Source organism: Streptomyces sp. NPDC001604, assembly GCF_042893475.1.
Taxonomy (GTDB): Bacteria; Actinomycetota; Actinomycetes; order Streptomycetales; family Streptomycetaceae; genus Streptomyces.
The window spans coordinates 1-24,042 of the sequence record NZ_JBIAUY010000029.1 but is presented as its reverse complement, the minus strand read 5'-3'; the positions used below and the strand labels follow the sequence as shown (position 1 = coordinate 24,042).

21 protein-coding genes and 1 tRNA gene are annotated in these 24,042 nt (G+C 71.1%); 15 read left to right on the top strand and 7 right to left on the bottom strand.

Annotated features, from left to right (window positions below; genetic code table 11):
* The first annotated feature begins 1 nt into the window (after position 1).
* The 5 genes from moaC (at position 2) to ACFY1E_RS45200 (ending at position 3,177) form a co-directional block, all read left to right on the top strand.
* A complete protein-coding gene (gene moaC, locus ACFY1E_RS45220; RefSeq protein ID WP_389087728.1) occupies positions 2-481 on the top strand; it encodes a cyclic pyranopterin monophosphate synthase MoaC in 480 nt (159 codons plus the stop codon).
* A complete protein-coding gene (locus ACFY1E_RS45215; protein ID WP_389087725.1) occupies positions 478-984 on the top strand; it encodes a molybdenum cofactor biosynthesis protein B in 507 nt (168 codons plus the stop codon). The genes moaC and ACFY1E_RS45215 overlap by 4 nt, the downstream gene beginning before the upstream one ends.
* Positions 985-1,004: 20 nt before the next feature.
* Positions 1,005-1,607 (top strand): GNAT family N-acetyltransferase, encoded by a 603-nt coding sequence (locus ACFY1E_RS45210; protein ID WP_389087723.1) that lies wholly within the window; start codon positions 1,005-1,007, stop codon positions 1,605-1,607.
* A gap of 217 nt (positions 1,608-1,824) precedes the next feature.
* The gene (glpR, locus tag ACFY1E_RS45205) at positions 1,825-3,015 is read left to right on the top strand and encodes a gephyrin-like molybdotransferase receptor GlpR (RefSeq protein ID WP_389087721.1); all 1,191 of its coding nucleotides are present in this window, start codon (positions 1,825-1,827) and stop codon (positions 3,013-3,015) included.
* 88 nt (positions 3,016-3,103) lie between these two features.
* A tRNA-Ala gene (locus ACFY1E_RS45200) sits at positions 3,104-3,177 on the top strand.
* 141 nt (positions 3,178-3,318) lie between these two features.
* Here ACFY1E_RS45200 and ACFY1E_RS45195 read toward each other — a convergent pair.
* Positions 3,319-3,795 carry a GNAT family N-acetyltransferase gene (locus ACFY1E_RS45195; protein WP_389087719.1) on the bottom strand — a complete coding sequence of 159 codons (477 nt, stop codon included), beginning with the start codon at positions 3,793-3,795 and terminating at the stop codon, positions 3,319-3,321.
* Positions 3,796-3,863: 68 nt separating this feature from the next.
* On the opposite strand from ACFY1E_RS45195, the gene ACFY1E_RS45190 reads away from it, so the two are divergent.
* On the top strand, positions 3,864-4,667 hold the full coding sequence (locus ACFY1E_RS45190) for an exodeoxyribonuclease III (RefSeq protein WP_389087716.1): 804 nt from the start codon (positions 3,864-3,866) through the stop codon (positions 4,665-4,667).
* A 13-nt stretch (positions 4,668-4,680) separates the two neighbouring features.
* On the opposite strand, the gene ACFY1E_RS45185 is transcribed toward ACFY1E_RS45190, so the two are convergent.
* Entirely contained in the window at positions 4,681-5,316 is a 636-nt protein-coding gene (locus ACFY1E_RS45185; RefSeq protein ID WP_389087714.1) for a DUF6518 family protein, read from the bottom strand.
* Positions 5,317-5,409: 93 nt separating this feature from the next.
* The gene (locus tag ACFY1E_RS45180; RefSeq protein WP_389087711.1) at positions 5,410-6,051 is read right to left on the bottom strand and encodes a MerR family transcriptional regulator; all 642 of its coding nucleotides are present in this window, start codon (positions 6,049-6,051) and stop codon (positions 5,410-5,412) included.
* A 128-nt stretch (positions 6,052-6,179) separates the two neighbouring features.
* Between ACFY1E_RS45180 and ACFY1E_RS45175 the strand changes: the two genes are divergently transcribed.
* From ACFY1E_RS45175 to ACFY1E_RS45160, 4 genes are all read left to right on the top strand, one after another.
* The gene (locus tag ACFY1E_RS45175; RefSeq protein ID WP_389087709.1) at positions 6,180-7,679 is read left to right on the top strand and encodes a flavin-containing monooxygenase; all 1,500 of its coding nucleotides are present in this window, start codon (positions 6,180-6,182) and stop codon (positions 7,677-7,679) included.
* Complete coding sequence (locus tag ACFY1E_RS45170; RefSeq protein ID WP_389087706.1) at positions 7,676-8,593, top strand: alpha/beta fold hydrolase; 918 nt, start codon at positions 7,676-7,678, stop codon at positions 8,591-8,593. The genes ACFY1E_RS45175 and ACFY1E_RS45170 overlap by 4 nt, the downstream gene beginning before the upstream one ends.
* On the top strand, positions 8,590-9,474 hold the full coding sequence (locus ACFY1E_RS45165) for an SDR family oxidoreductase (RefSeq protein ID WP_389087704.1): 885 nt from the start codon (positions 8,590-8,592) through the stop codon (positions 9,472-9,474). The genes ACFY1E_RS45170 and ACFY1E_RS45165 overlap by 4 nt, the downstream gene beginning before the upstream one ends.
* Before the next feature lie 87 nt (positions 9,475-9,561).
* Positions 9,562-9,765: a hypothetical protein gene (locus tag ACFY1E_RS45160; protein ID WP_389087701.1), complete on the top strand. Its 204-nt coding sequence runs from the start codon at positions 9,562-9,564 to the stop codon at positions 9,763-9,765.
* A gap of 54 nt (positions 9,766-9,819) precedes the next feature.
* Here ACFY1E_RS45160 and ACFY1E_RS45155 read toward each other — a convergent pair whose 3' ends face one another.
* Positions 9,820-13,098 carry a S41 family peptidase gene (locus ACFY1E_RS45155; protein ID WP_389087699.1) on the bottom strand — a complete coding sequence of 1,093 codons (3,279 nt, stop codon included), beginning with the start codon at positions 13,096-13,098 and terminating at the stop codon, positions 9,820-9,822.
* 176 nt (positions 13,099-13,274) lie between these two features.
* Between ACFY1E_RS45155 and ACFY1E_RS45150 the strand changes: the two genes are divergently transcribed.
* From ACFY1E_RS45150 to ACFY1E_RS45140, 3 genes are all read left to right on the top strand, one after another.
* On the top strand, positions 13,275-13,871 hold the full coding sequence (locus ACFY1E_RS45150) for a TetR/AcrR family transcriptional regulator (RefSeq protein ID WP_389087695.1): 597 nt from the start codon (positions 13,275-13,277) through the stop codon (positions 13,869-13,871).
* A gap of 127 nt (positions 13,872-13,998) precedes the next feature.
* Complete coding sequence (locus tag ACFY1E_RS45145) at positions 13,999-16,209, top strand: MMPL family transporter (RefSeq protein WP_389087693.1); 2,211 nt, start codon at positions 13,999-14,001, stop codon at positions 16,207-16,209.
* Positions 16,210-16,292: 83 nt separating this feature from the next.
* Positions 16,293-16,847, top strand: a complete 555-nt coding sequence (locus ACFY1E_RS45140) for an isochorismatase family protein (RefSeq protein ID WP_389087691.1) — start codon at positions 16,293-16,295, stop codon at positions 16,845-16,847.
* A 6-nt stretch (positions 16,848-16,853) separates the two neighbouring features.
* On the opposite strand, the gene ACFY1E_RS45135 is transcribed toward ACFY1E_RS45140, so the two are convergent.
* On the bottom strand, positions 16,854-18,419 hold the full coding sequence (locus ACFY1E_RS45135; RefSeq protein ID WP_389087688.1) for a N,N-dimethylformamidase beta subunit family domain-containing protein: 1,566 nt from the start codon (positions 18,417-18,419) through the stop codon (positions 16,854-16,856).
* Between the two features lie 229 nt (positions 18,420-18,648).
* Here ACFY1E_RS45135 and ACFY1E_RS45130 point away from each other — a divergent pair, with 229 nt between their 5' ends.
* The gene (locus ACFY1E_RS45130; RefSeq protein WP_389087686.1) at positions 18,649-20,844 is read left to right on the top strand and encodes a CDP-glycerol glycerophosphotransferase family protein; all 2,196 of its coding nucleotides are present in this window, start codon (positions 18,649-18,651) and stop codon (positions 20,842-20,844) included.
* Positions 20,845-20,938: 94 nt separating this feature from the next.
* On the opposite strand, the gene ACFY1E_RS45125 is transcribed toward ACFY1E_RS45130, so the two are convergent.
* Together ACFY1E_RS45125 and ACFY1E_RS45120 are read right to left on the bottom strand one after the other, a co-directional pair.
* Complete coding sequence (locus ACFY1E_RS45125; protein WP_389087683.1) at positions 20,939-22,927, bottom strand: hypothetical protein; 1,989 nt, start codon at positions 22,925-22,927, stop codon at positions 20,939-20,941.
* Between the two features lie 12 nt (positions 22,928-22,939).
* Complete coding sequence (locus ACFY1E_RS45120; protein ID WP_389087680.1) at positions 22,940-23,368, bottom strand: ATP-binding protein; 429 nt, start codon at positions 23,366-23,368, stop codon at positions 22,940-22,942.
* A gap of 125 nt (positions 23,369-23,493) precedes the next feature.
* Here ACFY1E_RS45120 and ACFY1E_RS45115 point away from each other — a divergent pair.
* On the top strand, positions 23,494-24,042 hold a 549-nt coding region (locus ACFY1E_RS45115; RefSeq protein WP_389087678.1), incomplete at its 3' end, for a Scr1 family TA system antitoxin-like transcriptional regulator.

Below are 24,042 nucleotides of genomic sequence, written 5' to 3'. Positions count from 1 at the left end.
AATGAGTACGGACGATCGACTGACCCACATCGACGACGCGGGCGCCGCCCGCATGGTCGACGTGTCCGGCAAGGACGTGACCGCGCGCACCGCCCGCGCCAGCGGACGCGTCCTCGTCTCGCCCCGCGTGGTCGAGCTGCTGCGCGGCGAGGGGGTCCCCAAGGGCGACGCCCTCGCCACTGCGCGCATCGCGGGCATCATGGGCGCCAAGCGCACCCCGGAACTCATTCCGCTCTGTCACCCGTTGTCGGTGTCCGGTGTGAAACTGGACCTGTCGGTCGCGGACGACGCCGTCGAGATCCTGGCCACCGTCAAGACCACGGACCGCACGGGCGTCGAGATGGAGGCCCTCACCGCCGTCTCCGTCGCCGCACTCACCGTGATCGACATGGTCAAGGCGGTCGACAAGGGAGCGGTCATCACGGACGTACGGGTGGAGGAGAAGACGGGCGGCAAGTCGGGCGACTGGAGCCGGACATGACGTATCGCGCTCTGGTCGTGACCGCCTCGAACAGGGCGGCCGCCGGTGTATACGAGGACAGGGGCGGCCCGCTGATCGCCGACGGCCTGAAGGGCTTCGGCTTCGCCGTCGACGGACCGCAGGTCGTGCCCGACGGGGACCCGGTGCAGGCCGCCCTGCGGGCCGCAGTCGACGCCGGGTACGACGTGATCGTGACCACCGGCGGCACCGGCCTTTCGCCCACCGACCGCACGCCCGAGGCGACGCGCGCGGTGATCGACCACGAGGTGCCGGGCATCGCCGAGGCCATCAGGGCGTTCGGACGGGACAAGGTGCCCGCCGCCGCGCTCTCCCGGGGCTTGGCCGGAGTGGCGGGAAGCACACTGATCGTCAATCTTCCGGGCTCCACCGGCGGGGTGAAGGACGGCCTGGCCGTCCTGGAACCCGTCCTGGTCCACGCCGTCGACCAGATCCGCGGCGGCGACCACCCCAGACCCGGCTCCACCGGTGGGGGTGCGAGCTGAACACCCCATCCTGGCCCGTCGTGCTGACGGACGGCGACGTCGTCCTGAGGCCGATAAAGCTGCGCGACCAGCGGGTCTGGCGCGAGGTCAACCGGCGCAACCGGGACTGGCTGCGCCCCTGGGAGGCGACCATTCCGCCGCCCACTCCGAGCGGGCCGATCGCGCACCGGCCGACCTACCGCCAGATGGTCCGGCATCTGCGTTCCGAAGCGAACTCCGGCCGGATGCTGCCGTTCGTCATCGAGTACCAGGGGCGTCTGGTCGGGCAGTTGACGGTCGCCGGAATCACCTGGGGCTCCATGTGCTCGGGCCACATCGGCTACTGGGTGGACGAGTCGGTGGCCGGACGCGGAGTGATGCCGACCGCCGTGGCGCTTGTCGTGGACCACTGTTTCCGCACCGTCGGACTGCACCGCATCGAGGTCTGCATTCGCCCGGAGAACGGGCCGAGCCGCAGGGTCGTGGAGAAACTCGGATTCCGCGAGGAGGGCCTCAGACCGCGTTATCTCCACATCGACGGAGCCTGGCGCGACCACCTCGTCTTCGCGCTCACCGCGGAAGAGGTCCCCGACGGGTTGCTCAACCGCTGGCAGCGGGCACGTACTCGCGGGAATCCCGCATAACCCGCAAGGCCGGAGGCACGGGAAGCCCGGGAGCCCGGGAATTGAATAAGTGTTCGAAATTGATCGAGCGGCGACCGCCTTGAGGCGCTAAATTCACGCCCTCGGTGGGGTGCTGATCGCATCGGTCACAAAAAAAGTTCGAAATATCAGCCAGATCGTGCGACACACCGGCTCAATTGGCAGATGGCCTCACGCAAACCCCTCTACCGTGTGAGGCGTGAGCAGCAGCGGCCTCATCTACGCAGTCATTGTCGGGGCCTGGGCCGCCTACTTGGTGCCGATGTGGCTCCGTAGGCAGGACGAGCTGAACGAGGCCCGTCCGACGGAACGCTTCAGCACCGCCATCCGGCTGCTGTCCGGACGGGCGGGAATGGAGCGCCGGTACGCCAAGGACCTGCAGGCGCGCTCCACCGAAGAGGGGGAGTCCAGCGCCGGTCGTCCGGATGTCGTCACCGACTCGGTGGACGTCCGGGCCTTCGCCGTGCCTCCGACCCGTCCCCAGGCGCGTGCGGACGTACCGGCACAGGCGTCGGCGCGCGCGCAACCGGCGCGAGAACAGGCGGAGGCCCCGGCACCCGCACCGGCCCCCGCCCCCGCCCCCGCCCCCGCGCGGAAACGGGTGCCCGCGGCCCGGCGCTCCCCCTCGGAGGAAGCGGCCCTGGCACGCGCCCGGCGAATGAAGGCGCTCGCGCGGCGCCGGCGCACCACCGTGATGCTCTTCATCGCGTTCACGCTCGGCGCGATCGTCGCCGCGGTCGGGGGGCTCGCGTTCCTCTGGGCGCCCGGCGTGCCCGCCGTGCTGCTCAGCGCGTACATCGCATACCTGCGTTCCCAGGAGCGCCGCCGGTTCGCCTACCAGATGGACCGGCGCCGCGCCGAGGACGCCGCCGAGCGGCTGCGCGAGCGCGCCCGCCAGCCGCGCCGCCGCACGGCCGCCACCGAGGCGGACGCCGGCGAATCGGACGAGGGGCCGGCGCAGGACACCGACCCCGGACTGTCCGCGCTCGCCGCCGACCGGCGCGCCCTCGTCGAGCAGACCGACCACGCCGAGTGGGTCGACCAGCAGCGCGAGCGGCAGCGGCGGCCCGGGCACGGGGACAGCTGGGACCCGGTGCCGGTGCCGCTGCCGACGTATGTGACCGCGCCGGTCGCTCCGCGGGCCACCGCGGACGTCGACCTCGGGGCGCCGGACACCTGGAGTTCGGCGCGCTCGGGCTCCGTGGCCCGGGGCCAGGAGATGCCGGCCGCCGAGACCGCGGAACCGGCCCCCGCGGAGGACAAGGCGGACGACGACGGGCGCAGTGACGCCCGTCGGGCGGCCTCCGCGCGGCGGGCCCGGGAGCGGGGGCGTACGCCGCTGTTCGACCAGTACGAGGACGGCGAGCGGCCCCGCGCCGCCAACGAGTAGCCCCCCGACCTGTGCCGCTGCCCGGCCGCAGGCCAGGAACGGATTTCCAAGCACCCGGATCGGGGTGCTAGAGTTTCACTCGTTGCAAGGGCCTGTGGCGCAGTCCGGTAGCGCACCTCGTTCGCATCGAGGGGGCCAGGGGTTCAAATCCCCTCAGGTCCACCGCAACAACTGGTCAGGGAAACCTGGGGCAGTTGATGAGATCCCGTCCGATCGGAAGATCGGGCGGGATCTTTGTTGTGCCCGGCGGTTGTGCCTGACGTTCTGTCAGGCAGGTCTGTCACAGCTCCCTCGCCAGGTCTGTCACAGCTCCTTCGCGAAGCAGCGGCTGCTCTCGTGGTGCCGGTAGTAGCCGAACTTCTCGCAGGGCTCGTACCCGCTGGACGTGTACAGGGCGATCGCCTCCGGCTGCTTCGTGCCCGTCTCCAGGACCATCCGCAGGCGGCCGGCCGCGCGGGCGTCCTCCTCCAGGGCGGCCAGGATGCGCCGGGCGAGCCCGCGGCCGCGCGCCGCCTCCACCACGTACATCCGCTTGACCTCGGCGTCCCCGTCGAGGTTGCCCTCGCCGTTGGTGTCCTGGGCGCGCCAGCCGCCCGTGGCCACGGGGGCGTCGTTCTCGTCGTAGGCGATGAAGTACACGCCGTTCGGCGGCTCGAAGTCCGCCGGGTCCAGCGATGTGGCGTCCCCGCCGTCGCCGTAGCGCACGTGGTACTCCGCCTGGACCTCGTCGTTCAGCTTGACGGCGTCGGGGTGGTCGAAGGAGACACGACGGATAATCATGTGGGGGATCGTACACCTATGCATGGAGGGGGTCCGGTCTCGATCCAGTGTGCCGGTATCGTTCCCGGGTGCTCACTGTGACCTCCGTCAACGTCAATGGACTGCGCGCCGCCGCGAAGAAGGGCTTCGTGGAATGGCTCGCCGGCACCTCCGCCGATGTGCTCTGCCTCCAGGAGGTGCGCGCCGAGCCGCAGCAGCTGCCCGAGCACGTGCGCACGCCCGACGGCTGGCATGTCGTCCATGCGCCGGCCGCCGCCAAGGGCCGCGCGGGCGTCTCCCTCTACACCCGCCGCGAGCCCGACCGTATCCAGGTCGGCTTCGGCGCGGCCGAGTTCGAGACCAGCGGCCGCTATGTCGAGGTCGATCTGCCGGGTGTCACGGTCGCCTCCCTCTACCTCCCCTCCGGCGAGGTCGGCACCGAGCGTCAGGACGAGAAGATCCGCTTCATGGGCGAGTTCCTCGCCTATCTGAAGGCCCTGCGGGAGCGCGCCGCCGCCGGCGGACGTGAAGTCGTCGTCTGCGGCGACTGGAACATCGCCCACCAGCCGGCCGACCTCAAGAACTGGCGCGCGAACCAGAAGAACTCCGGGTTCCTGCCGGAGGAGCGGGCGTGGCTCTCCCGGGTCTTCGACCCCGAGGACGGGGGCTACGTCGATGTCGTGCGCGCCCTGCATCCGGAGGTGGAGGGGCCGTACACCTGGTGGTCGTACCGGGGGCGGGCCTTCGACAACGATTCGGGCTGGAGGATCGACCTCGCCGTGGCGACCCCCGGGCTGGCCGCCCGGACCGTCAAGGCGGTCGTGGAGCGGGCGGCCACGCATGCGGAGCGGTGGTCGGACCATGCTCCGGTGACGGTGACCTTCGAGAGGTGAGGCCCTGGCGGCCTCACGTCGACAGGTGCTGCAACGGCAGTTCGACGACGGCGTAGGCGATCGCCGACAGGGGCAGCGCCACGAGCAGGCTCAGCACCCGCTCCTTGTGTCCGCGCGCCATCAGCAGCGGGATCGCGACCAGGAGTGCCGCACAGGCCCAGGCCTGCGGGGCGTAGTGGAGCACCCATGCGTACTGGATGGACTCCATTCCGAAGACGCCCGCCAGTGCGGCCAGTGCGACGACACGACGGGACGCGGTGCGCCCGCGCCGCCACCACGCCCCCGCGGCACCGAACAGCGGGCCGCTGACGAGCGCCATCGCCAGCCACACCAGCGGCCAGAACGGACTGCCCATCCCGCCGCGGCCGAATTCGGCGTACCCGTAGTAGCCGATGACCAGGCCGACCGTCGTGCACAGGCCGGCGAGCACCGACTTGCGCAGCGCCGGCTGTCCGCCCGCCACCAGTGCACCGGCGGCGAACGCCGGGACGCACCACACCGCGCCGGAGTTGGCGATCTGGTTGGCGGCGCCCGGCAGTACGCCCTGGGCGAGGTTGGTGAGAATGCCGAGGCCGACGCCTGCCAGCGGCGCGGTTGTCCACCACCGGTCCGGCCCGAGGATCGGGCGGATGGCTGTGCTGAGTGTCATGGGCGCGACTATACATTGCGTCTATACGTAGTGTGTATAGCTATCGGTGCGTATAGCTGGTCGGTCGCAGCATCACGCGAGATCCTGAGGGGGCTATCCCCGCTTGCGCAGCCGCCGGTCCAGCGCCAGGGAAAGTTCCGCCTCCACCACGCTCCGGGCCAGCGGGCGCAGGCGTTGCAGGTCCTCCTCGCCGGTGTGGCGCAGGACCAGTTCGGCGAACATCTCCGCCAGGTCGTCCACGTGTTCCCGGACCCGTTTGCCCGCTGCCAGGACCTCCGCGAGCGGGATGCCCTCGCCGACCAGGGCGGAGGAGACGTCCAGGAGGCGGCGGCTGATGTGCACGATCTCGTCGCCGTCGGTGCCGAGGTAGCCGAGGTCGAGGGCGGCGGCGAGGTTCTCGGGGGTGACCTGGCCCTCGAAGCGGGCGGCGAGCTCCTCGGGGGTGAGACGGACCGGTTCCTCCTCGGTCGGCTCGACGCCCAGCAGGTCGGCGACGTCCCGGCCGTGGTCGAGGGCCTCCGCCAGTTCCGCGATGCCGGTGAGGGTGTGGCCGCGTTCCAGCAGTGCCGCGATCGTGTGCAGCCGGGCCAGGTGGTGGTCGTCGTACCAGGCGATACGGCCCTCGCGGCGGGGCGGCGGGATCAGTTTGCGTTCTCGGTAGAAGCGCAGGGTGCGTACGGTGATGCCGGCCAGACGGGCCAGTTCCTCCATGCGGTACTCGCGCTTCTCGGTCACGGACGCAGCCTATGTTGTACCGCCGGTAACTTTCCTTTCGCTGCCCCCTACCCATCGGTACGCGGCTGCTCTACTCTCCCCATTGCGCCAGTGTTCACTGGCGGAGTCGCGTGAGGAAGGGCGTCGGCATGGCTGAGCGGGAGCATGTGCGGGTGGCGGTGATCGGGTCCGGGTTCGGCGGGCTCGGGGCCGCCGTGCGGCTGCGGCGCGAGGGCGTCACCGACTTCGTCGTCCTCGAACGGGCCGGCACCGTGGGTGGCACCTGGCGCGACAACAGTTACCCGGGGTGCGCCTGCGACGTGCCCTCCCACCTCTACTCCTTCTCCTTCGCGCCCCATCCCGACTGGCCGCGCACCTTCTCCGGGCAGGAGCACATCCGTGCCTATCTGGAGCACGTCACGGACGTCTTCCACCTGCGGCCCCACATCCGCTTCGACTCCGAAGTGAAGATGATGACCTGGGACAGCGAGAAGCTGTGGTGGGAGATCGAGACCAGCAGCGGGTCGCTGTCCGCGGATGTCGTCGTCTCCGCGACCGGGCCGCTGTCCGACCCGAAGGTGCCCGATGTCCCGGGGCTCGACTCCTTCCCCGGCAAGGTCTTCCACTCCGCCCGCTGGGACCACGACTACGACCTGCGCGGCAAGCGCGTCGCCATGGTGGGGACGGGCGCCTCAGCCATCCAGATCGTGCCCGCCATCCAGCCCGAGGTCGGCCGGCTCACCCTCTTCCAGCGCACCCCGCCCTGGGTCATGCCGCGCGTCGACCGCGCCATCAGCGCCGCCGAGCGGGCCCTGCACCGCGCGCTGCCCTTCACCGCTCAGGCCCGCCGCGGGCTGCTGTGGGGGATCCGGGAGCTGCAGGTCCAGGCGTTCACCAAGCACCCCAATGAGCTCGGCTTCGTCGAGCAGTTGGCCAAGCGGAACATGGCACGGGCCGTCAAGGACCCTGCCCTGCGCGCCAAGCTCACCCCCGACTACCGCATCGGCTGCAAGCGGATCCTGCTGAGCAGCACCTACTACCCGGCGCTCACCCGGCCCAATGTCGACGTCGTGGCGAGTGGGCTGAGCGAGATCCGCGGTTCCACCGCCGTCGCTGCCGACGGCAGCGAGGCCGAGGTCGACGCGATCATCTTCGGTACGGGGTTCCATGTCACCGACATGCCGATCGCCGAGCGGGTGGTCGGCGCGGAGGGCAAGACCCTCGCCGAGGCGTGGAAGGGCGGGATGGAGTCGCTCCGGGGCGCCTCCGCCGCCGGGTTCCCCAACTGGATGACCATCATCGGCCCCAACACCGGCCTCGGTAACTCCTCCATGATCCTGATGATCGAGTCGCAGCTCAACTACATGGCCGACTTCCTGCGGCAGTTGGACGTCCTCGGCGGCCGTGCCGCCCTCGACGCCAGGCCCAGCGCCGTCGACGCCTGGAACACGCGCGTACAGGAACGCATGAAGCGGACGGTGTGGAACACCGGCGGCTGCACCAGCTGGTACCTCGACCCGAGCGGCCGCAACACCACCATCTGGCCCGGTACGACGACCGAGTTCCGGCGGGCCACACGGCAGGTGGATCTCGCCGAGTACGAACTGCTCCGGGCGCCCGCCCAGCAGAAGGCGGAGGTGGACGCGTGAGCCGGCTGATGCACGTCACGTCCGGGCCGTACGCCCCGCCCACCCCCGTCCGCGAACTCGTCGCCGTCTCCGCCGACGGCGCCCGGCTGCACGTGGAGGTACACGGGCCCGAGAACGCGCCCGCCGTCGTCCTCGCCCACGGCTGGACCTGCTCCACCGCCTTCTGGGCCGCGCAGATACGGGACCTCGCCGCCGACCACCGCGTCATCGCCTACGACCAGCGGGGCCACGGACGCAGCCCGGCGAGCCCGGCGTGCAGTCCGGACGCCCTCGCCGACGACCTCGAAGCCGTACTGGAGGCGACCCTGGCGCCGGGTGAGAAGGCCGTGATCGCCGGGCACTCCATGGGCGGTATGACGGTGATGGCTGCGGCCACGAGGAAGAGCTTCCGGGAGCATGCGGCGGCCGTACTGCTGTGCAGCACGGGCTCCTCGCGGCTGGTGGCCGAGTCGACCGTCGTACCCCTGGGGCCCGGGCGGCTGCGGACCTGGCTCACCAGGCACATCCTGGGGGCGCGGGCACCGCTCGGGCCGGTCACGCCCCTGGCGCGGCGGATCCTCAAGTACGGGACGATGGGGCCTGCTTCGGCGCCGCACATGGTGGAGGCGTGCGCGCGGATCGTGCACGCGTGTCCGCGCAAGGTGCGTCACGCCTGGTCTCAGGTGCTCGCCCTGCTCGATCTCGACCATGGCGTACGGGAGTTGAGGGTGCCGACGGTTGTCGTCGTCGGGACGGCGGACCGGCTCACGCCGCCCGTGCAGGCGCGGGCGCTGGTGGCCGCGCTGCCGAACTGCGTGGGCAGCACCGAGCTGCCGGGCGTGGGCCACATGAGCCCGGTGGAGGCGCCGGAGCCGGTCAGCGGCCGTATCCGGGAGCTTGTGACGACGTACGCAACGATCAAGGAGGGCGCATGAGCAGGGTCAGCCTCGAAGGACAGGTCGCCGTCGTCACGGGCGCCGCGCGCGGTGTCGGCGAGCTGCTCGCCCGGAAGTTGTCGGCCCGGGGCGCCAAGGTGGCGCTCGTCGGCCTTGAGCCGGACGCCCTCAAGCAGGTCTCCGAGCGGCTGCACGGCGACAGCGACCACTGGTACGCCGATGTGACGGACCATGAGGCGATGGCACGGGTCGCGCAGGAGGTCAAGGAGCGGTTCGGGAAGGTCGACATCGTCGTGGCGAACGCCGGTGTCGCCACCGGCGGTCCCTTCGTGGACTCCGACCCCGAGGCCTGGCGGCGGGTGATCGAGGTGAACCTCATCGGGTCCGCGGTGACCGCCCGTGCCTTCCTGCCGGTTCTGATGGAGAGCCGCGGCTATCTGCTGCAGATCGCGTCCCTCGCGGCGATCACTCCGGCACCGATGATGACCGCGTACTGCGCCTCAAAGTCCGGTGTGGAGGCGTACGCGCACAGTCTGCGGGCCGAAGTCGGCTACAAGGGCGTACGGGTCGGGGTCGGGTATCTGTCGTGGACCGACACCGACATGGTGCGGGGCGCCGACCAGGACGAGGTGATGCGGGAGCTGCGGCAGCGGCTGCCGTGGCCGTCCAACAAGACGTATCCGCTGGGGCCGGCGGTCGACCGGATCGTCGCCGGGATCGAGCGCCGGTCGAGCCATGTGTACGGGCAGTGGTGGCTGCGCGGGATGCAGGGCGTGCGGGGGTATCTGCCGGGCCTCATCGGGACGGTGGGGCAGCGGGAGATGCGGCGGTTCGGGTCCCGGTTGGAGGGCATGCGCTCGGGGCTCGTCGGCGCAGGTGGGGCGGCAGACGAGGAAGCCCGCGCTACGCACCGTAGTTGATCGAAATGCGTTCCGTGGTGGGCCGTGTGAATCTGGTCGAGGCCCGGTCAAGGGCCTTCCCCCCACCCACTACGGGAGTGAACCCACATGGGTATGAAGGACAAGTTCCAGGACCAGTCGCAGCAGTGGCAGGAGCAGGCCAAGCAGAAGGCCCAGCAGGGCCGCGAGCACGGTCAGCAGCGCGGCCAGCAGCCGCAGCGCGGCAAGCCGGGTGAGCGCATGCGCGACGAGGAGACGGAGCGGTTGCAGCGCGAGGAGCAGGACCGCTTCGACCAGGACTACGACGTCTGACGTCGACGTCCTGCACTGACTGGAAAGGGTGTCCCTGACGAGGGGCACCCTTTCTCACTTCGTCCTGGGCGGCAGCTTCGGCCGTGAGCGGTCCGGGACGTTGCTGTAATCCGGAGGGGTTGCCGGAGGGTTGGTCTCCAGCAACTGCACCGCCAGTTGCACCGCGTCGTCCAGCTGTGCATGCCTTCCCTCCGCCCAGTCCAGGGGGGTGCGGAGGATCTCCAGGTCCGGGGTGACGCCCTTGTTCTCCACGGTCCAGCCGTAGGCGTCGAACCAGGCCGCGTTCATCGGGACGGTGATGATCGTGCCGTCGCCGAGGCGGTGGCGGCCGGTCATGCCGACCACTCCGCCCCAGGTGCGCTGGCCGATGACGGGGCCGAGCCTGAGGAGCTTGATGGCGGCCGTGATCATGTCGCCGTCGGAGGAGGTCGCCTCGTCGGCCAGGGCCACCACCGGGCCGCGGGGCGCGTTGGAGGCGTACGAGACCGGCTGGGCGTCACGGGTGAGGTCCCAGCCCAGGATCGTGCGGGACAGTTTCTCGACGACGAGTTCGCTGATGTGGCCGCCCGCGTTGCCGCGTACGTCGACGATCAGGGCGGGCCGTGACACCTCCATGCGCAGGTCCCTGTTGAACTGGGCCCAGCCCGAGCCGCCCATGTCCGGGATGTGTAGATAGCCGCAGCGGCCACCGCTCAACTCCCGCACCACGGCGCGGCGTTTGGCCACCCAGTCCTGGTAGCGCAGGGGGCGTTCGTCGATCAGGGGGACCACGGCAACCCGGCGTGAGCGGCCCGCCTCGCCCTCCGCCGCGGTGAAGGTGAGCTCGACCGTGGTGCCGCCCGCGCCCGCCAGCAGCGGGTACGGCCCGGTCAGCGGGTCCACCGGGCGGCCGTCCACGTGGGTCAGTACGGCGCCCTCCCTGATGCCCGTGCCCGCCAGCGGTGAGCGGGCCTTGGAGTCCGAGGACTCGCCCGGGAGGATCCGCTTGACCACCCAGCCCTCCTGCCGGCGGACGAAGTTGGCGCCGAGCAGGCCCTGGAGGCGCTGGTAGTGGGGTGGGCCCTCGTTGCGGCGGGCCGCGGTGACATAGGCGTGCGAGGTGCCCAGTTCGCCGAGGACTTCGCGCAGCAGGTCAGCGAACTCGTCGGGGGACGCGACCCGTTCGACCAGTGGACGGTACTGGTCGAGCACCGCGTCCCAGTCGATGCCGCACATCCCCGGGTCCCAGAAGTACGCGCGGATGAGACGCCCGGCCTCCTCGTACGACTGGCGCCACTCGGCGGCCGGGTCGACCTGGTGCAGGATGCGGCGCAGGTCGATCCAGACCGTCGTGTCGCCGTCTCCGGACTCGGACGACGGGACGGCTCGCAGATCGCCCTCGTCGACCACGACCAGGCGGGTGCCGTCGCCGCTGAGCGCGAACCAGTCCAGGTGCTCCAGGAGTTCGGACTTCTTCGCCTTGCTGATGTTGAAGTGTTCGAGGGTCGGGCGGCCGGTGGTGTCGTCCGGGTTGGCGAAGGTCTCGCCGAGCGCCCCCGAGATCGGCCAGCGCAGCCAGACCAGGCCGCCGCCCGCCACGGGGTACAGCGCCGAGTACTTGGAGGCGGTGACCGGGAAGGGGGTGACCCGGTTCTCCAGCCCTTCGATCTCGACGGTGACCGCGCCGTCGCCGCCCTCCTCCTCGTCCTCCACGGGGTCGAGGCCGCCGGCGGCCGGCCGGCCCTCCGGGGTCAGGGCGAAGGGGGAGGGGGTCGCGGAGGACAGGGGGACCAGGTACGGGCGGCAGCCCAGCGGGAAGGACAGGTCCCCGGTGTGGACGTCGTACACCGGGTCGAAGCCGCGCCAGGACAGGAAGGCGAGATAGCGGCCGTCCCTCGTGAACACCGGGTTCTCGTCCTCGAAGCGGCCGTTGGTGACGTCGACGATCAAACGGTCCTTTATGCGCGCCATCTTGATCTGCCGCAGGGAGCGGCCGATGCCCGGGTGGGACCAGGTCAGCCAGGCGCCGTCCGGTGAGAACGCGAGGTCGCGCACCGGCCCGTTGACCGAGTGGATCAGCTCGGTCACCTCGCCTCCCCCGGACTCCGTCCGGGAGGTGCCCGCGGAGTCCTCCGCCACATCGAGCAGCAGCAGCCGGCCGTCGTGCGAGGCGAGGGCGAGGCGCTCGCCCTGCGGGTCGGCGACGAGTTCCTGTACGCGGCCCAGCGCGCCGGAGGCCAGTCGGCGCGGCTCGCGGTCGCCGGTCGCGCGCGGCAGGTGGGCGATCTCGACCGCGTCCTCGCCCTCCGCGTCCGTCACATAGGCGACCCGGCCGGTCGAGCCGAGCATCTCCGGGAGGCGGACCCGTACGCCCGGGGTGTCGGTGATCGTGCGCGCCGGACCGTCCCGGTGGGTGAGCCAGTACAGGCTGCCGCGTACGACGACGGCGCTCGCGCGGCCCGTCTCGTCGACCGAGATGCCGTCGATGTGCTGGGCGGCCGGGACCTGGTACGTGCGCCGGCCCGCGCGCGGACCGCTCAGCCGTACGTCCAGGCGGCGCGGCCCGGAGTCGGCGGCCAGGTCGTCGACGATCCACAGGTCCCCGGCGCACTGGTACACCACCCGGGCCCCGTCGCTCGAGGCGTGCCGGGCGTAGAAGGCGTCGTGGTCGGTGTGGCGGCGCAGGTCGGAGCCGTCGTAGGCGCAGGAGTAGAGGTTGCCGATGCCTTCGTGGTCGGAGAGGAAGGCGATCCGGCCGCCGACGAACATCGGCGAGTGCAGATGGCCCTCCAGATCGGCGAGCAGGCGTTCGCCGTGCAGCCAGAGGCGGCCCATGGCGCCGCCGCGGTAGCGCTTCCAGGCGGCGGGTTCGTGCGGAGGGGTGCCGGTCAGCAGGAGGGTCCTGCGTTCGCCTTCGATGTCGGCGACCTGGATGTCGGAGACCGGGCCCCAGGGGAGTTTGCGTCCGGGGTCGCCGTCGGGGGAGACCTTGTAGGCCCAGGTGAAGTACGAGAAGGGCTCGCCGTGGGAGGCGACGGCGAGGATGGTGCCCCCGCTGTCCCCTTGGGAGGGTGTCCATCCGCAGACCTGGGTGTCCGCGGACCCCCAGTAGGTGAGCTGCCTGCCCGGGCCGCCGTCCACCGGGACGGTGTGGATCTCGGGGACCAGACTGCGCCAGCTCGTGTACGCGATGGTGGTCCCGTCCGGCGAGAAACGGGGCTGGCCGAGCTTCGTACGGTCGACGGTGAGGCGCCAGGCGCGGCCCGGGCCGTCCAGAGGGGAGAGCCAGAGGTCGTCCTCGGCCACGAAGCACAACAGGTCACCGCTGAGATGGGGCAGGCGCAGATAGCTCACCTCCCCATGCTTTTCCGCCGGATGGGGCCGGGCAACTCGTGGGAACTCATGGATCCTTCACCTACGTGAGCCACCACACGTACGAAACTGTTTCGTTTCGCAAGCGGACAGGGTATCTTCATGAACGTACGAAGCAGGCGCCGAGTCGGCGCATCCCGAGCGGGAAGGTGAGTGGCATGACTGAGGTCGCAACGGCGCGTCGCAGTCGGATCACGCCCGAGCGTGAGGCCGAGTTGTACGAGGCCGTGCTCGACCTGCTCCGGGAGGTGGGCTACGACGCGGTCACCATGGACGCCGTCGCGGCCCGCACCAAGTCCAGCAAGGCGACGCTCTACCGCCAGTGGGGCGGCAAGGCCGAGCTGGTCGCGAAGGCGGTGCGGCACACCAAGCCGGGCGGTCTGGCCCTCGGCGAGATCGACACCGGGTCCCTCCGGGGCGATCTGCATGCCCTCACGATGCGGTCGGACGACTGCGAGATGGAGCAGAACTCCGCGTTGATGCGGGGTCTGGCCATGGCGATCCACAGCAATCCGGATCTCCTGAAGGCGTTCAAGGAACATCTGATCGAGCCGGAGATGGCGGAGTTCCGCCGTGTCGTGCAGCGGGCGATCGACCGGGGTGAGGTCCGCGCGGACAATCCTGCGGTCGACTACATGATCCACATGATGATCGGCGGGTTCGCCGCCCGCACGCTGATCGACGAGCGGCCACCGAACCAGGCGTTCCTCCTCTCGTACATCGACGCGGTGGTCCTCCCCGCCCTCCGCGCCTGACACTTCCCCACCCTCTCCCCAGCACCTGACGTCACCGCTCAAGTCGTCGGGACGATCACCCCTGCCTCCCCGCCGGGCTGATCACCCCTGCCCTGAAACACCCACGACTGACCGGGAGTACGTCTCCGTGGCCACGTTCCTCTACAAACTCGGCCGGTTCGCCTTCAGGCGACGGCACTTCGTCGCCCTGTTCTGGGTGGCGCTGCTGACCCTCGCGGGGGTCGGCGCCGCCAACGCACCCGCCGCGGGCTCCACCTCCTTCTCCATACCCGGCACCGAGGCCCAGAAGGCCTTCGACCTGCTGGAACAGCGCTTCCCAGGGATGAGTGCCGACGGCGCGACCGGACGCGTCGTCTTCAAGGCGCCCGCGGGCGAGAAGATGACCGACCCCGCCAACAAGGCGACCGTCGAGAGGACGGTGAAGGAGCTGGCCGACGGCTCCGAGGTGGTCTCCGTCGCCGACCCCTACCAGGGGCACGCCGTCAGCAAGAACGGCACGGTCGCCTATGCGTCCGTGAAGTACAAGGTCTCCGGCATGGAGCTCAAGGAGACCTCCCGGGACGCCCTGAAGGAGGCCGCGCAGGACGCGCGGCACGCCGGACTGACCGTCGAGATCGGCGGTGACGCGCTGCAGGCCGGCGCCGAGCCGGGAGCGGCCGGTGAGGTCGTGGGCCTCGCCATCGCCGCGGTCGTCCTCGTCATCACGCTGGGCTCACTGGTCGCGGCAGGACTGCCGTTGCTGACGGCCGTCATCGGCGTCGGAATCGGCGTCTCCACCATCACCGTTCTGGCCAAGGCGCTCGACCTGGGCGACACCACGTCCACCCTCGCCCTGATGATCGGTCTCGCGGTCGGCATCGACTACGCGCTGTTCATCGTCTCCCGCTACCGCAGTGAACTGGCCGAGGGCCGCGACCGCGAGGAGGCCGTCGGACGGGCCGCCGGGACCGCGGGTTCGGCGGTGGTCTTCGCGGGCCTCACGGTCGTGATCGCACTCGCGGGTCTCTCGGTCGTCAACGTGCCGATGCTGACGAAGATGGGCCTCGCGGCGGCGGGCACGGTCGTCGTGGCCGTCCTCATCGCGCTGACCATGATCCCCGCACTGCTCGGATACGCGGGCAGGAAGGTCAAGGCGGCGGGCGAGAAGCGCCGGGGCAGCACGGCCGGCACACCGGCGAAGCCGGGTCTGGGCGCCCGCTGGGCGAGCTTCGTCATCCGCCGTCCGGCCGCCGTGCTGCTGCTCGGCGTGGTCGGCCTCGGCACGATCGCGGTCCCTGCCACCCAGCTGGAGCTGGGCCTGCCCGACGACGGTTCGCAGCCGACATCCACCACGCAGCGCCGCGCCTACGACCTCCTCTCGGAGGGCTTCGGGCCCGGCTTCAACGGCCCCCTGATGATCGTCGTCGACGCCAAGGACAGCGACTCCCCCAAGGCGGCGGCCGACAGGGTGCCCGAGGGGATCAAGGGCCTCAAGGACGTCGTGACGGTGACCCCGGCGGTGTTCAACAAGGCCGGTGACACCGCGACGATCACCGTCATCCCCGGCTCCAAGCCGTCCTCGGTGCAGACCGAGGACCTGGTGCACGCCATCCGTGACCAGGGCGGCGAGATCAAGGCCGACACGGGTGCGAAGGTGCTGGTCACCGGCACCACGGCGATGAACATCGACTTCTCGCAGAAGCTCAACGACGCCCTGATCCCGTATCTGGGCCTGGTGGTGGGCCTCGCCTTCCTCCTGCTGATCGCGGTCTTCCGCTCCGTGCTGGTCCCGCTGAAGGCGGCACTCGGCTTCCTGCTGAGCGTGCTGGCCGCGCTCGGTGCCGTGGTCGCGGTCTTCCAGTGGGGCTGGCTCGGCGGCCTGCTGGGTGTCGAGCAGACCGGCCCGATCATGTCGATGATGCCGATCTTCATGGTCGGCGTGGTCTTCGGTCTCGCCATGGACTACGAGGTGTTCCTCGTGACCCGGATGCGCGAGGCGTACGTCCACGGTGAGACGCCGGGCCAGGCCGTGGTGACCGGCTTCCGGCACAGCGCGCGGGTCGTGGCGGCCGCCGCGGCCATCATGATCGCGGTCTTCGGAGGCTTCATCACCTCCAGTGAGTCCATGATCAAGATGATCGGATTCGGCCTCGCGATCGCCGTCTTCTTCGACGCCTTCGTCGTGCGGATGGCGATCGTCCCTGCGGTCCTCGGCCTGCTCGGCAGGAAGGCCTGGTGGCTGCCGAAGTGGCTGGACCGGGCGGTGCCGAACGTGGACGTCGAGGGCGAGGGCCTGAAGACCCTCGGCGACGCGAAGGACAGCGACCCGGACGAGGACCGGGAACTGGTACGGGCCTGACGCTCCGGCCGGTGGCGGGCGGGCTGGTCGCCGGGAACCGCGAGCGCCGGGCGATTGTCAGTGGTGCCGCCTAACGTGGCGGCATGACCACTCTTCAGGAACGCCCCCGCACCGCCCTGCTGGTGATCGACGTCCAGCAGGGCGTCGTGGCGTCCGCGCACGAGCGGGACGCCGTCGTCGCCACCATCGCCGCCCTCGTCGACAAGGCCCGCGCCGCGGACGTGCCGGTCGTCTGGGTCCAGCACTCCGACGAGGGACTCAAGAAGGGCAGTGACGACTGGCAGTACGTGGCCGAACTGCCCCGCCGTGACGAGGAACCGCTGGTGCACAAGAACTACGGCGACTCCTTCGAGGGCACGGACCTGGAGCAGGTCCTCGCCGCGGCCAGGGTCGGCCATCTCGTCGTGACGGGCGCGGAGACGGACGCCTGCATACGCTCCACGATCCACGGCGCGTTCGTGCGGGGCTACGACGTCACGCTGGTCGCCGACGCGCACACCACGAACGACAACAGCAAGTGGGGTGCCCCGCCGCCGGACCAGGTCATCGCCCACACGAACCTGTACTGGCAGTACCACTCGGCACCGGGGCGCACGGCGGCGGTGAGGGAGGCGAAGCAGGTGACGTTCGGGGGCTGACGGTCGCTACAGCTCCGTCATGTTCGGGCGAGGTGCCGGACGGTGGCGGGCGGCCGGGCCCTCCGCGAAGGCGTGCAGGAGGTTCTCCGTCGTGCGGGTGACGAAGGTGCGGGTGCGGGCGTCCATACCGTGGTCCCGGCCCCCGTCGGGGGTTTCGGCCATCAGCGCCTCCACCCACCGCATGGTGCCGGTCGCGAAGACGCCGGCGCCGCTCTGCGCGGTGTAGTACGCCGAGTCGCTGCTGCTGCGGACGCCGTTGCGCACCACGGGGGAATGGGCCGTTATCTCCAGGGGTGCGGGGACGGGCGCACCCGGGGTGACCCGGTCGTACTCCACCCCGACCAGATGGTCGAAGCCGTCACCGGGGCGTACGCCCGTCCCCTCGTACAGCCAGTGGTCCGCCGCGTGGACGACATAGGGGGCGTCCACCGGATAGCCCTCGTAGAGCACGCCGGTCAGGGAGGACTCCGGGTCGGCCGCCGGGGAGCGGCGGAAGTCCGTCGTCACCAAGGAGGGGTGGGTGGTGTAGCAGGGGTCGGACGGGAAGGAGGACTTGTAGCAGACCACCGTGCGCTCGGGCTGAGCCCCGGCGGGCTCCAGGCGGATCCGGCGGAAGCAGGTGTTGGCGCCCAGGAAGGCCACGTTGGTGCCGGCGTCGCGGGCCCGGGTGATGTGCCGGCGCTGCTCGGGGGTCCAGTACTCGTCGTGACCGAGGCAGATGACGGCGGCCGCCCCGTGCAGCACCTGCGGGTCCCGGTGCACGTCGACCCCGGTGGTGTACGCAAGCGGGACACCGAGCCGTTCCGCGAGGACCACCGCCGCCCGCTCGTACACCATGAACTTCTCGGCGCCGTCCAAGTCGTAGGGCCGGTCGAAGCTCACGGCGAGGGACCGTCCGGCGTACGCCCCGGAGGGGCCGGCGTAGAGGCTGTAGCCGCCCCACCGGTTGTACGCCTGCCAGGTCGCGGGCGCGTGCATCAGCACCGTCCGGCCCGCGCCCTGCACGGAGCGCACGACCAGCGGGACGTAGCGCTGGTGACCGTCCTGCGTGTCGAGCCGCAGCAGATACGCGCCCTCCGGCCAGCCCGTCGTCCCGAAGCTCAGGGTCCGGCGCCAGTCCGCGCGGACCGTGCGGGTGTCGGTCACAAAGCCCGGCTCCGGCTGGACGCCGCCCGGCACCCGCCCGGACGACCAGACCAGCCGTGCCTCGGCCCCGCCGTACCAGCCGACACGGAACGCCGAGACACGGAAGGACGGCGCGGTCGTGGAGACGTACAGACCGCACTCCTCACCCGGGGTCACACTCACCCGGTCGGCATACCCCACGACGGCCGCCGGCGGACCCGGCGAGCGGATGCGCCAGTCGGGTGTCCCCGGGCGGTCCCGTTCCGCCTCGGGCCGGTGCGCGGCCGCCGCCGCCCGGGTGCCCTGGGCGGCATGAGAACGGTCGCAGGCACCGGCCGCCGCCGTGACGAGCCCCGCACCCGCGCAGGCCTCCAGGAAGGTCCTGCGGCGCAGCGCCGAGCCGCCCTCCGTCCCGTGCCGCGGTGTTTCCCGCCTCTCGGGGCCCACATCGCCTCCCGTGTGTGCGCACTCGCGGAGCGTCCGACCTGGGAACAGCCTGCAACGGCGCGGCCCTGGACGCCATGACAGGGCGAGGGCCCGGGAAGGCGACGTTACTGTGGAACAACTGTGCCCGTGGGGGTGTGAGGTGCCTTGCCCGGCACCGATACCTCCTACAGGTCGCAGTAGCTTCGTTCCGCAGTAGAACTAGCCGCCCGCAGTCGGCCGGAGGTCACGCGTGGAGTCGTCCCAGGTGCTGATCAGCCTCGTTCTCCCGGTGTACGGGGTGGAGGAGTACCTGCGTCCCTGTCTGGATTCGATGCTCGGGCAGTCGTTCTCCTCGTTCGAGGTGATCGCCGTGGACGATGCCTCGCCCGACGGGTGCGGGGCGATCCTCGACGAGTACGCGAGCAGGGACCCGCGGGTCCGGGTCGTGCACCTGGAACGCAACGGTGGGCTCGGCGAAGCCCGTAACGCCGGGCTGGAACATGCTCGCGGGGAATATGTCTGGTTCGTCGACAGCGACGACCTGATCGCCGACGAATCGCTGGCCGCGATAGCCGACAGACTGACCGAGGCCCGGCCCGACGTGCTCTTCTTCGACTACGCACGACTGCTTCCCGAGGGCGGGGTCGAGCCCGCTCCCCGCGCGCACCTGCTGCGTGACCCGACGCCGCCCGAGGCGTTCGAGCTGCGGAGCCGGCCCAGTGTGCTCGAGCTGATGATGACCGCGTGGAACAAGGCGATCCGCCGTGACTTCCTGACCGGTCTGGGCGTGCGCTTCGGGCAGGGTCTGTACGAGGACCTGCCGGTCACCTACCCGATCCTGGTGGCCGCCGAGCGAATATCCCTGCTCGACCGGGTCTGCTACCTCTACCGCGAGCGGCGTACGGGCGCGATCACCACCACCGTCAGCGACCGCCACTTCGATGTGTTCGGCCAGTACGAGAAGGTCTTCGCCTTCCTGGACGACCGGGGCGCGGCGGCCGAGGAGTTCCGCGGCCGGCTGTTCGACCGGGCGATCTGGCACTACACGACCATCATCGACGAACCCGGCCGGGTCCCGGCGGCCCGGCAGCGGGAGTTCTTCCGCCGGATGGCCGAGCACTTCGCCCGCTTCCGGCCCGCGGACCACAGCTATCCGCCCGGCGCCCGAGGCGTGAAGTTCCGCCTGGTCGAACGGGGCGACTACCGGCTGTTCGCCGCGCTGCGCCCGGTCAACCGGCTGCGCCTGAAGGCCCGCCGGGGCGTGCGCGGAGCGGTCGGCGCGGCACGGACGGCGACGCGGCGGGCCCGCGCCCTGCCGGCGCTCCTCTACTACGAGGCGTACAAGCGCCTCCCGGTCGACGACAGGCTCGCCGTCTACGCGGCGTACTGGTACCGCAGTTACTCCTGCAACCCCCGCGCGGTCTACGAGACGGCCCGCGAACTCGCCCCGGACATCCACGGGGTGTGGGTGGTACGCAAGGACGCGGTCGCCTCGCTGCCCGCCGGGGTGGACCATGCCGTGGAAGGCTCGCTGCGCTCCCTGCGTGTCCTGGCGCGGGCGAAATACCTGGTCAACAACGTCAACTTCCCGCACACGGTGTCCAAGCGCCGCGGCTCGGTGCATCTCCAGACGCTGCACGGGACCCCGCTGAAGGCCATGGGCCTGGACCAGCAGCACTACCCGGTGGGTGCCCAGGGGATGAACTTCGCGCGGCTGCGCGAGCACTCCGCCCGCTGGGACTTCCTGCTGTCGGCCAACCCGCACTCCTCCGAGGTGTGGCCGCGCGTCTACCCCGGCAGCTACGAGCTGCTGGAGACCGGCTATCCGCGCAACGACCGCTACTTCCGCACCGGCCCGGAGGAGATCGCCGCCATCCGCGCCCGCCTGGGCATCGAGCCCGGCCAGAGGGCCGTGCTGTACGCCCCCACGTTCCGGGAGTACGGGGGCGCCGGTCCGCTGCCGGATCCGTCCCGCCTGGCGGCCGCGCTCGGACCGGATCATGTGCTGATGCTGCGCTCCCACTACTACGACGCCGAAGGCGCACAGACGGGCGCCGAGAGGCGGGCCGAGGGCGCCGCCCGGGTCGTCGACCTCTCGTCGTACCCGGTCGTCGAGGACCTGTGCCTTGCGGCCGATGTGCTGGTGACCGACTACTCGTCGATCATGTTCGACTACGCCTGCCTCGACCGGCCGATCGTCGTCTACGCCCCGGACTGGGACACGTACCGGGCCACCCGGGGCGTCACCTTCGACCTGCTGGCCGAGCCGCCGGGCGCTGTCGCGGAGAGCGAGGAGCAGCTGATCGAGGTGTTCCGCTCCGGGGCGGTGACCTCCGCCGCGGCGGACGAGGCGCGGGCGGCGTTTCGGCGGCGGTTCTGTGCGTTTGACGACGGGCGTGCGGCTGAGCGGGTCGTGCGGCGGGTGTTTCTCGGCGAGAAGCCCTGACGGGCCGTCCGGGCCGGGGACGCGGTCGTCTGCGGGTTCGTTGTGGCTGGTCGCACCCCGCGGCGGAGCCGCTGAGATATACAGCCCCGCGCCCCTATAGGGCGCGTTTGGCTCGGACCAAGAGATCGTCCAGGGCCCGTTCGAAGGGGGCCAGGGGGTCGGGTGTGGACGGGCCCAGCAGGTAGGTGCGCAGGCGCTTTCGTTCGTCGGCCAGGGGATCGGTGCCGTCGAGAAGGGCGGTGAGGCCGGTCAGGTCGGGGCCGATGAGGTGGGCGGCGCGGGCGGCCGGGTAGCGGGCGCGGAAGGTGTCGGGGGCGAGGCCTGCGGGGTTGGCGACGGCGTACGGCCTGCCGGTGGCCAGGTAGTCGGTGACGACGCCGGAGACGTCGGCGATGAGCAGGTCGGCGTGGTCGAAGCAGTCGTACAGGCCCGGTCGGGAGCCGCCCGTGACGCGGTGGCGCCACCAGCCCTCGGCCGCCCAGTACGCCTCGTTCCACTCCGCCAGTGCCGACTCCCAGGCGGCCGAGGGCGGCTCTTCGGGCGCTCCGGCGTCCCGCGCGGCCTGCGCCTCGTCCCCGCGTGCGGGCCGGCGCAGCTCGTCGAGGCGGCGGGTGAGCTCCGGGAGCCGGGCCGCCTGCGCGGCCTGTTCCCGCGTGTCCTGCCGCCGGAACTCCTCGCGGGCGTCCCGGGCGGTGTTCGCGTCGTCGATCATCGCGAGGATCTCGGCGTGCGCCGCGCGCGCCCGGGGGTCCAGGGTGCCGGTCAGTGGGTGCGGACGGTAGAGCAGGCGGACCGGCGGCTCGCGCTCCAGCAGGGTCTTCACGATCCGGGGCCCCATGCCGATCAGGGACGTCGCCGCGCCCGGGTCGCCGTGGAAGCCCTCCCAGGTGGGCGCGTAGAGCACGGTCGGCATCGGCGACGAGGAGGTGCCGCCGGTGGCGTTCAGCCGTCCGAGCGACGGGCGGCCGACCTCGACGACGTCCGCGTCGGCCACGCCGGACCCCGAGCGCGCGTAACGCTCGCGCCCGGCGGGCCCCGCCACCCACACCTCGTCGTACACCTTGGTGAACGGATTGGAGCTGGTCGGCTTGTCGCTGTCCCCGTGACCGAGGTAGACGCTCCGGAACTCCGGCAGCCGCAGCAGATGGGTGTTGTTGGCGGCGTTGGCCACGAACAGCGCCACATGCGCCTCGGGCAGCCGGAAGGCGGTCAGGTCCTTGCCCAGCGGCAGGCACACCACGGGCCGGGACGTCGGATCGAGCCGGGTGAGCATCTCGCGCTCGCGCAGCACGACGACGACCCGCCGCCGCAGCCGGTCGAGCACCGGCAGCCAGCCGTTGAGCTGGTACGCCGATTCCAGGGCGCCGGAGAAGTACGCGACGACCTCGGGACGGTACGCCTCCACCTGCTCGTTCACCGCGCGCAGCACCTTGCCCTTCGCCGCCAGGTGCCGGCCCCGCCAGGCGTGCAGGGCCAGCCACCCGGCGGCTGCCAGGGCGGCGAGCACCGCGGCCCCGGCGCCGATCGCCGCCCACTTCGCCCCGGCCGCCGCCGCGACGGCCGCACCGACGACCAGCGGCAGGTCCACGAAGGTGAGCGGTCCCCGGTGGAGGTCCATGAGCAGCCGCGGCGGCGCGTCGGGGATCCGCAGCGCGGACAGATCCACGTTCCGGGTCACCACCGGCAGTCGCCTGCACCACCAGACGAACAGCAGCAGTCCCGCACAACCGCCGCGCAGCGCCTGCAGCGCCAGGAAGCCGAGGGCGGTCAGGACGAACGCGCCCGACTGCGCGTCCCCCAGCCGTGCCAGCAGCACGAGCGCCGCCGCGCCCCGCAGCAGCGAGCCCGCCGTGACGCTCAGGCACACCTGGCCGAGGGGCTGCATGGAGCCTGCGATCCGGCGCAGTGCCTTGGGCTCCGCGAGGTAGTCCGCGGCCGCGAACACGGCGAACGCCCAGCCGCTGGGCACCACCGCGGCCACGAACAGCCCGAGCAGCGCGACCGGGAACCCCGCGATCCCCGCAACCGCCGTCACCGGCACCCTGCCCAGCAGTTTTCTCGGGTTTATCGTGCTCACCGCCATCCGACACTTGTATCAGAGCGGCACGCGAAGCTCCGCCCAGACCGTTTTCCGTGGATACGGCCCCGGAGCGACGCCCCACCGGTCCGCGAGCGCGTCCACCAGGAGCAGGCCGCGGCCCGACTCGGAGGCGGGGTCCGCCGGTGCGGGGCGGGGGAGGCGGTCGGGGCGGGTGTCCGTCACCTCGATACGGAGGGTGCTCCCGACGACGTAGAGGGTCAGGCGGAAGTCTCTCCCCGGTACGCGGCCGTGTGTCGCGGCGTTGGCCGCCAGCTCGGCGACGATGTGCGTCGCGCGCTCCAACGGGAGCCCCCAGGTGAGCAGTTGTTCCTCCGCGAGGAGACGGGCGAGGCGGGCGCCGAGGGGTGTGGGGGACAGGCGGACGCTGAAGTTGCGGATGGGGTTGTCGCGTTGGGGGCGGAGCTCGGCGGCTTCTTGATTCATGTCACTCAGCGTGGCCGGTTCTGGTTCTCTGGGTGAGTGATGGCGCGTGTGCGTAGGGTGACTGTCTTGCTCTTGTCCTGCGCTGTCTCGGCTGTCTCGGGAGTTGGACGGGTACGGAGGTGGGCATGAGCGAGGACGTGGATGAGGTCGGCTGGGACCTTGAACCTGGGGACGAGGTCGCGCCGTTGGTGTACGCGGTGGGCCGCTTGATCAAGGTCTGTCGAGAGTCGGCCGGTATGAAGGCTGCCGAACTGGGCGATCTCGTTGGTTACGGCGAAGACATGATCCGCAAGATGGAGCGGGGCCAGCGGATCCCCCGGCCGGAGTTCCTCGACAAGGCGGACCAAGTCCTCGGAGCGCGAGGGCACCTTCGGGCTTTCATGGAAGACATCGACAAGGCCCGCTATCCGAAGAAGGTGCGGGAGCTCACGGACCTGGAGGGGCGGGCGGTGGAGCTGATGTTCTACAGCAGCCACAACATCCATGGGTTGTTGCAGACGCCGGAGTACACACGGGCGCTGTTCGAGGTGAGGCAGCCCGCTTACTCGCAGGACGAGGTGGACCGTGGAACCACCGCACGCGTAGCCCGAAAAGTGATCTTCAAGCGGGAGCCCGCTCCGATGCTCAGCTTCATCCAGGAACAGGTGACGCTGGAACGGCCCATCGGTGGAAGG

What these genes read in the sequence shown, in the direction of transcription:
- moaC (WP_389087728.1), top strand. Translation starts at nt 2, where the DNA reads ATGAGTACGGACGATCGACTGACCCACATCGACGACGCGGGCGCCGCC.
- ACFY1E_RS45215 (WP_389087725.1), top strand. Translation starts at nt 478, where the DNA reads ATGACGTATCGCGCTCTGGTCGTGACCGCCTCGAACAGGGCGGCCGCC.
- ACFY1E_RS45195 (WP_389087719.1), bottom strand. Translation starts at nt 3,795, where the DNA reads ATGATTATCCGTCGTGTCTCCTTCGACCACCCCGACGCCGTCAAGCTG.
- ACFY1E_RS45185 (WP_389087714.1), bottom strand. Translation starts at nt 5,316, where the DNA reads ATGACACTCAGCACAGCCATCCGCCCGATCCTCGGGCCGGACCGGTGG.
- ACFY1E_RS45175 (WP_389087709.1), top strand. Translation starts at nt 6,180, where the DNA reads ATGGCTGAGCGGGAGCATGTGCGGGTGGCGGTGATCGGGTCCGGGTTC.
- ACFY1E_RS45165 (WP_389087704.1), top strand. Translation starts at nt 8,590, where the DNA reads ATGAGCAGGGTCAGCCTCGAAGGACAGGTCGCCGTCGTCACGGGCGCC.
- ACFY1E_RS45160 (WP_389087701.1), top strand. Translation starts at nt 9,562, where the DNA reads ATGGGTATGAAGGACAAGTTCCAGGACCAGTCGCAGCAGTGGCAGGAG.
- ACFY1E_RS45150 (WP_389087695.1), top strand. Translation starts at nt 13,275, where the DNA reads ATGACTGAGGTCGCAACGGCGCGTCGCAGTCGGATCACGCCCGAGCGT.
- ACFY1E_RS45140 (WP_389087691.1), top strand. Translation starts at nt 16,293, where the DNA reads ATGACCACTCTTCAGGAACGCCCCCGCACCGCCCTGCTGGTGATCGAC.
- ACFY1E_RS45125 (WP_389087683.1), bottom strand. Translation starts at nt 22,927, where the DNA reads ATGGCGGTGAGCACGATAAACCCGAGAAAACTGCTGGGCAGGGTGCCG.
- ACFY1E_RS45120 (WP_389087680.1), bottom strand. Translation starts at nt 23,368, where the DNA reads ATGAATCAAGAAGCCGCCGAGCTCCGCCCCCAACGCGACAACCCCATC.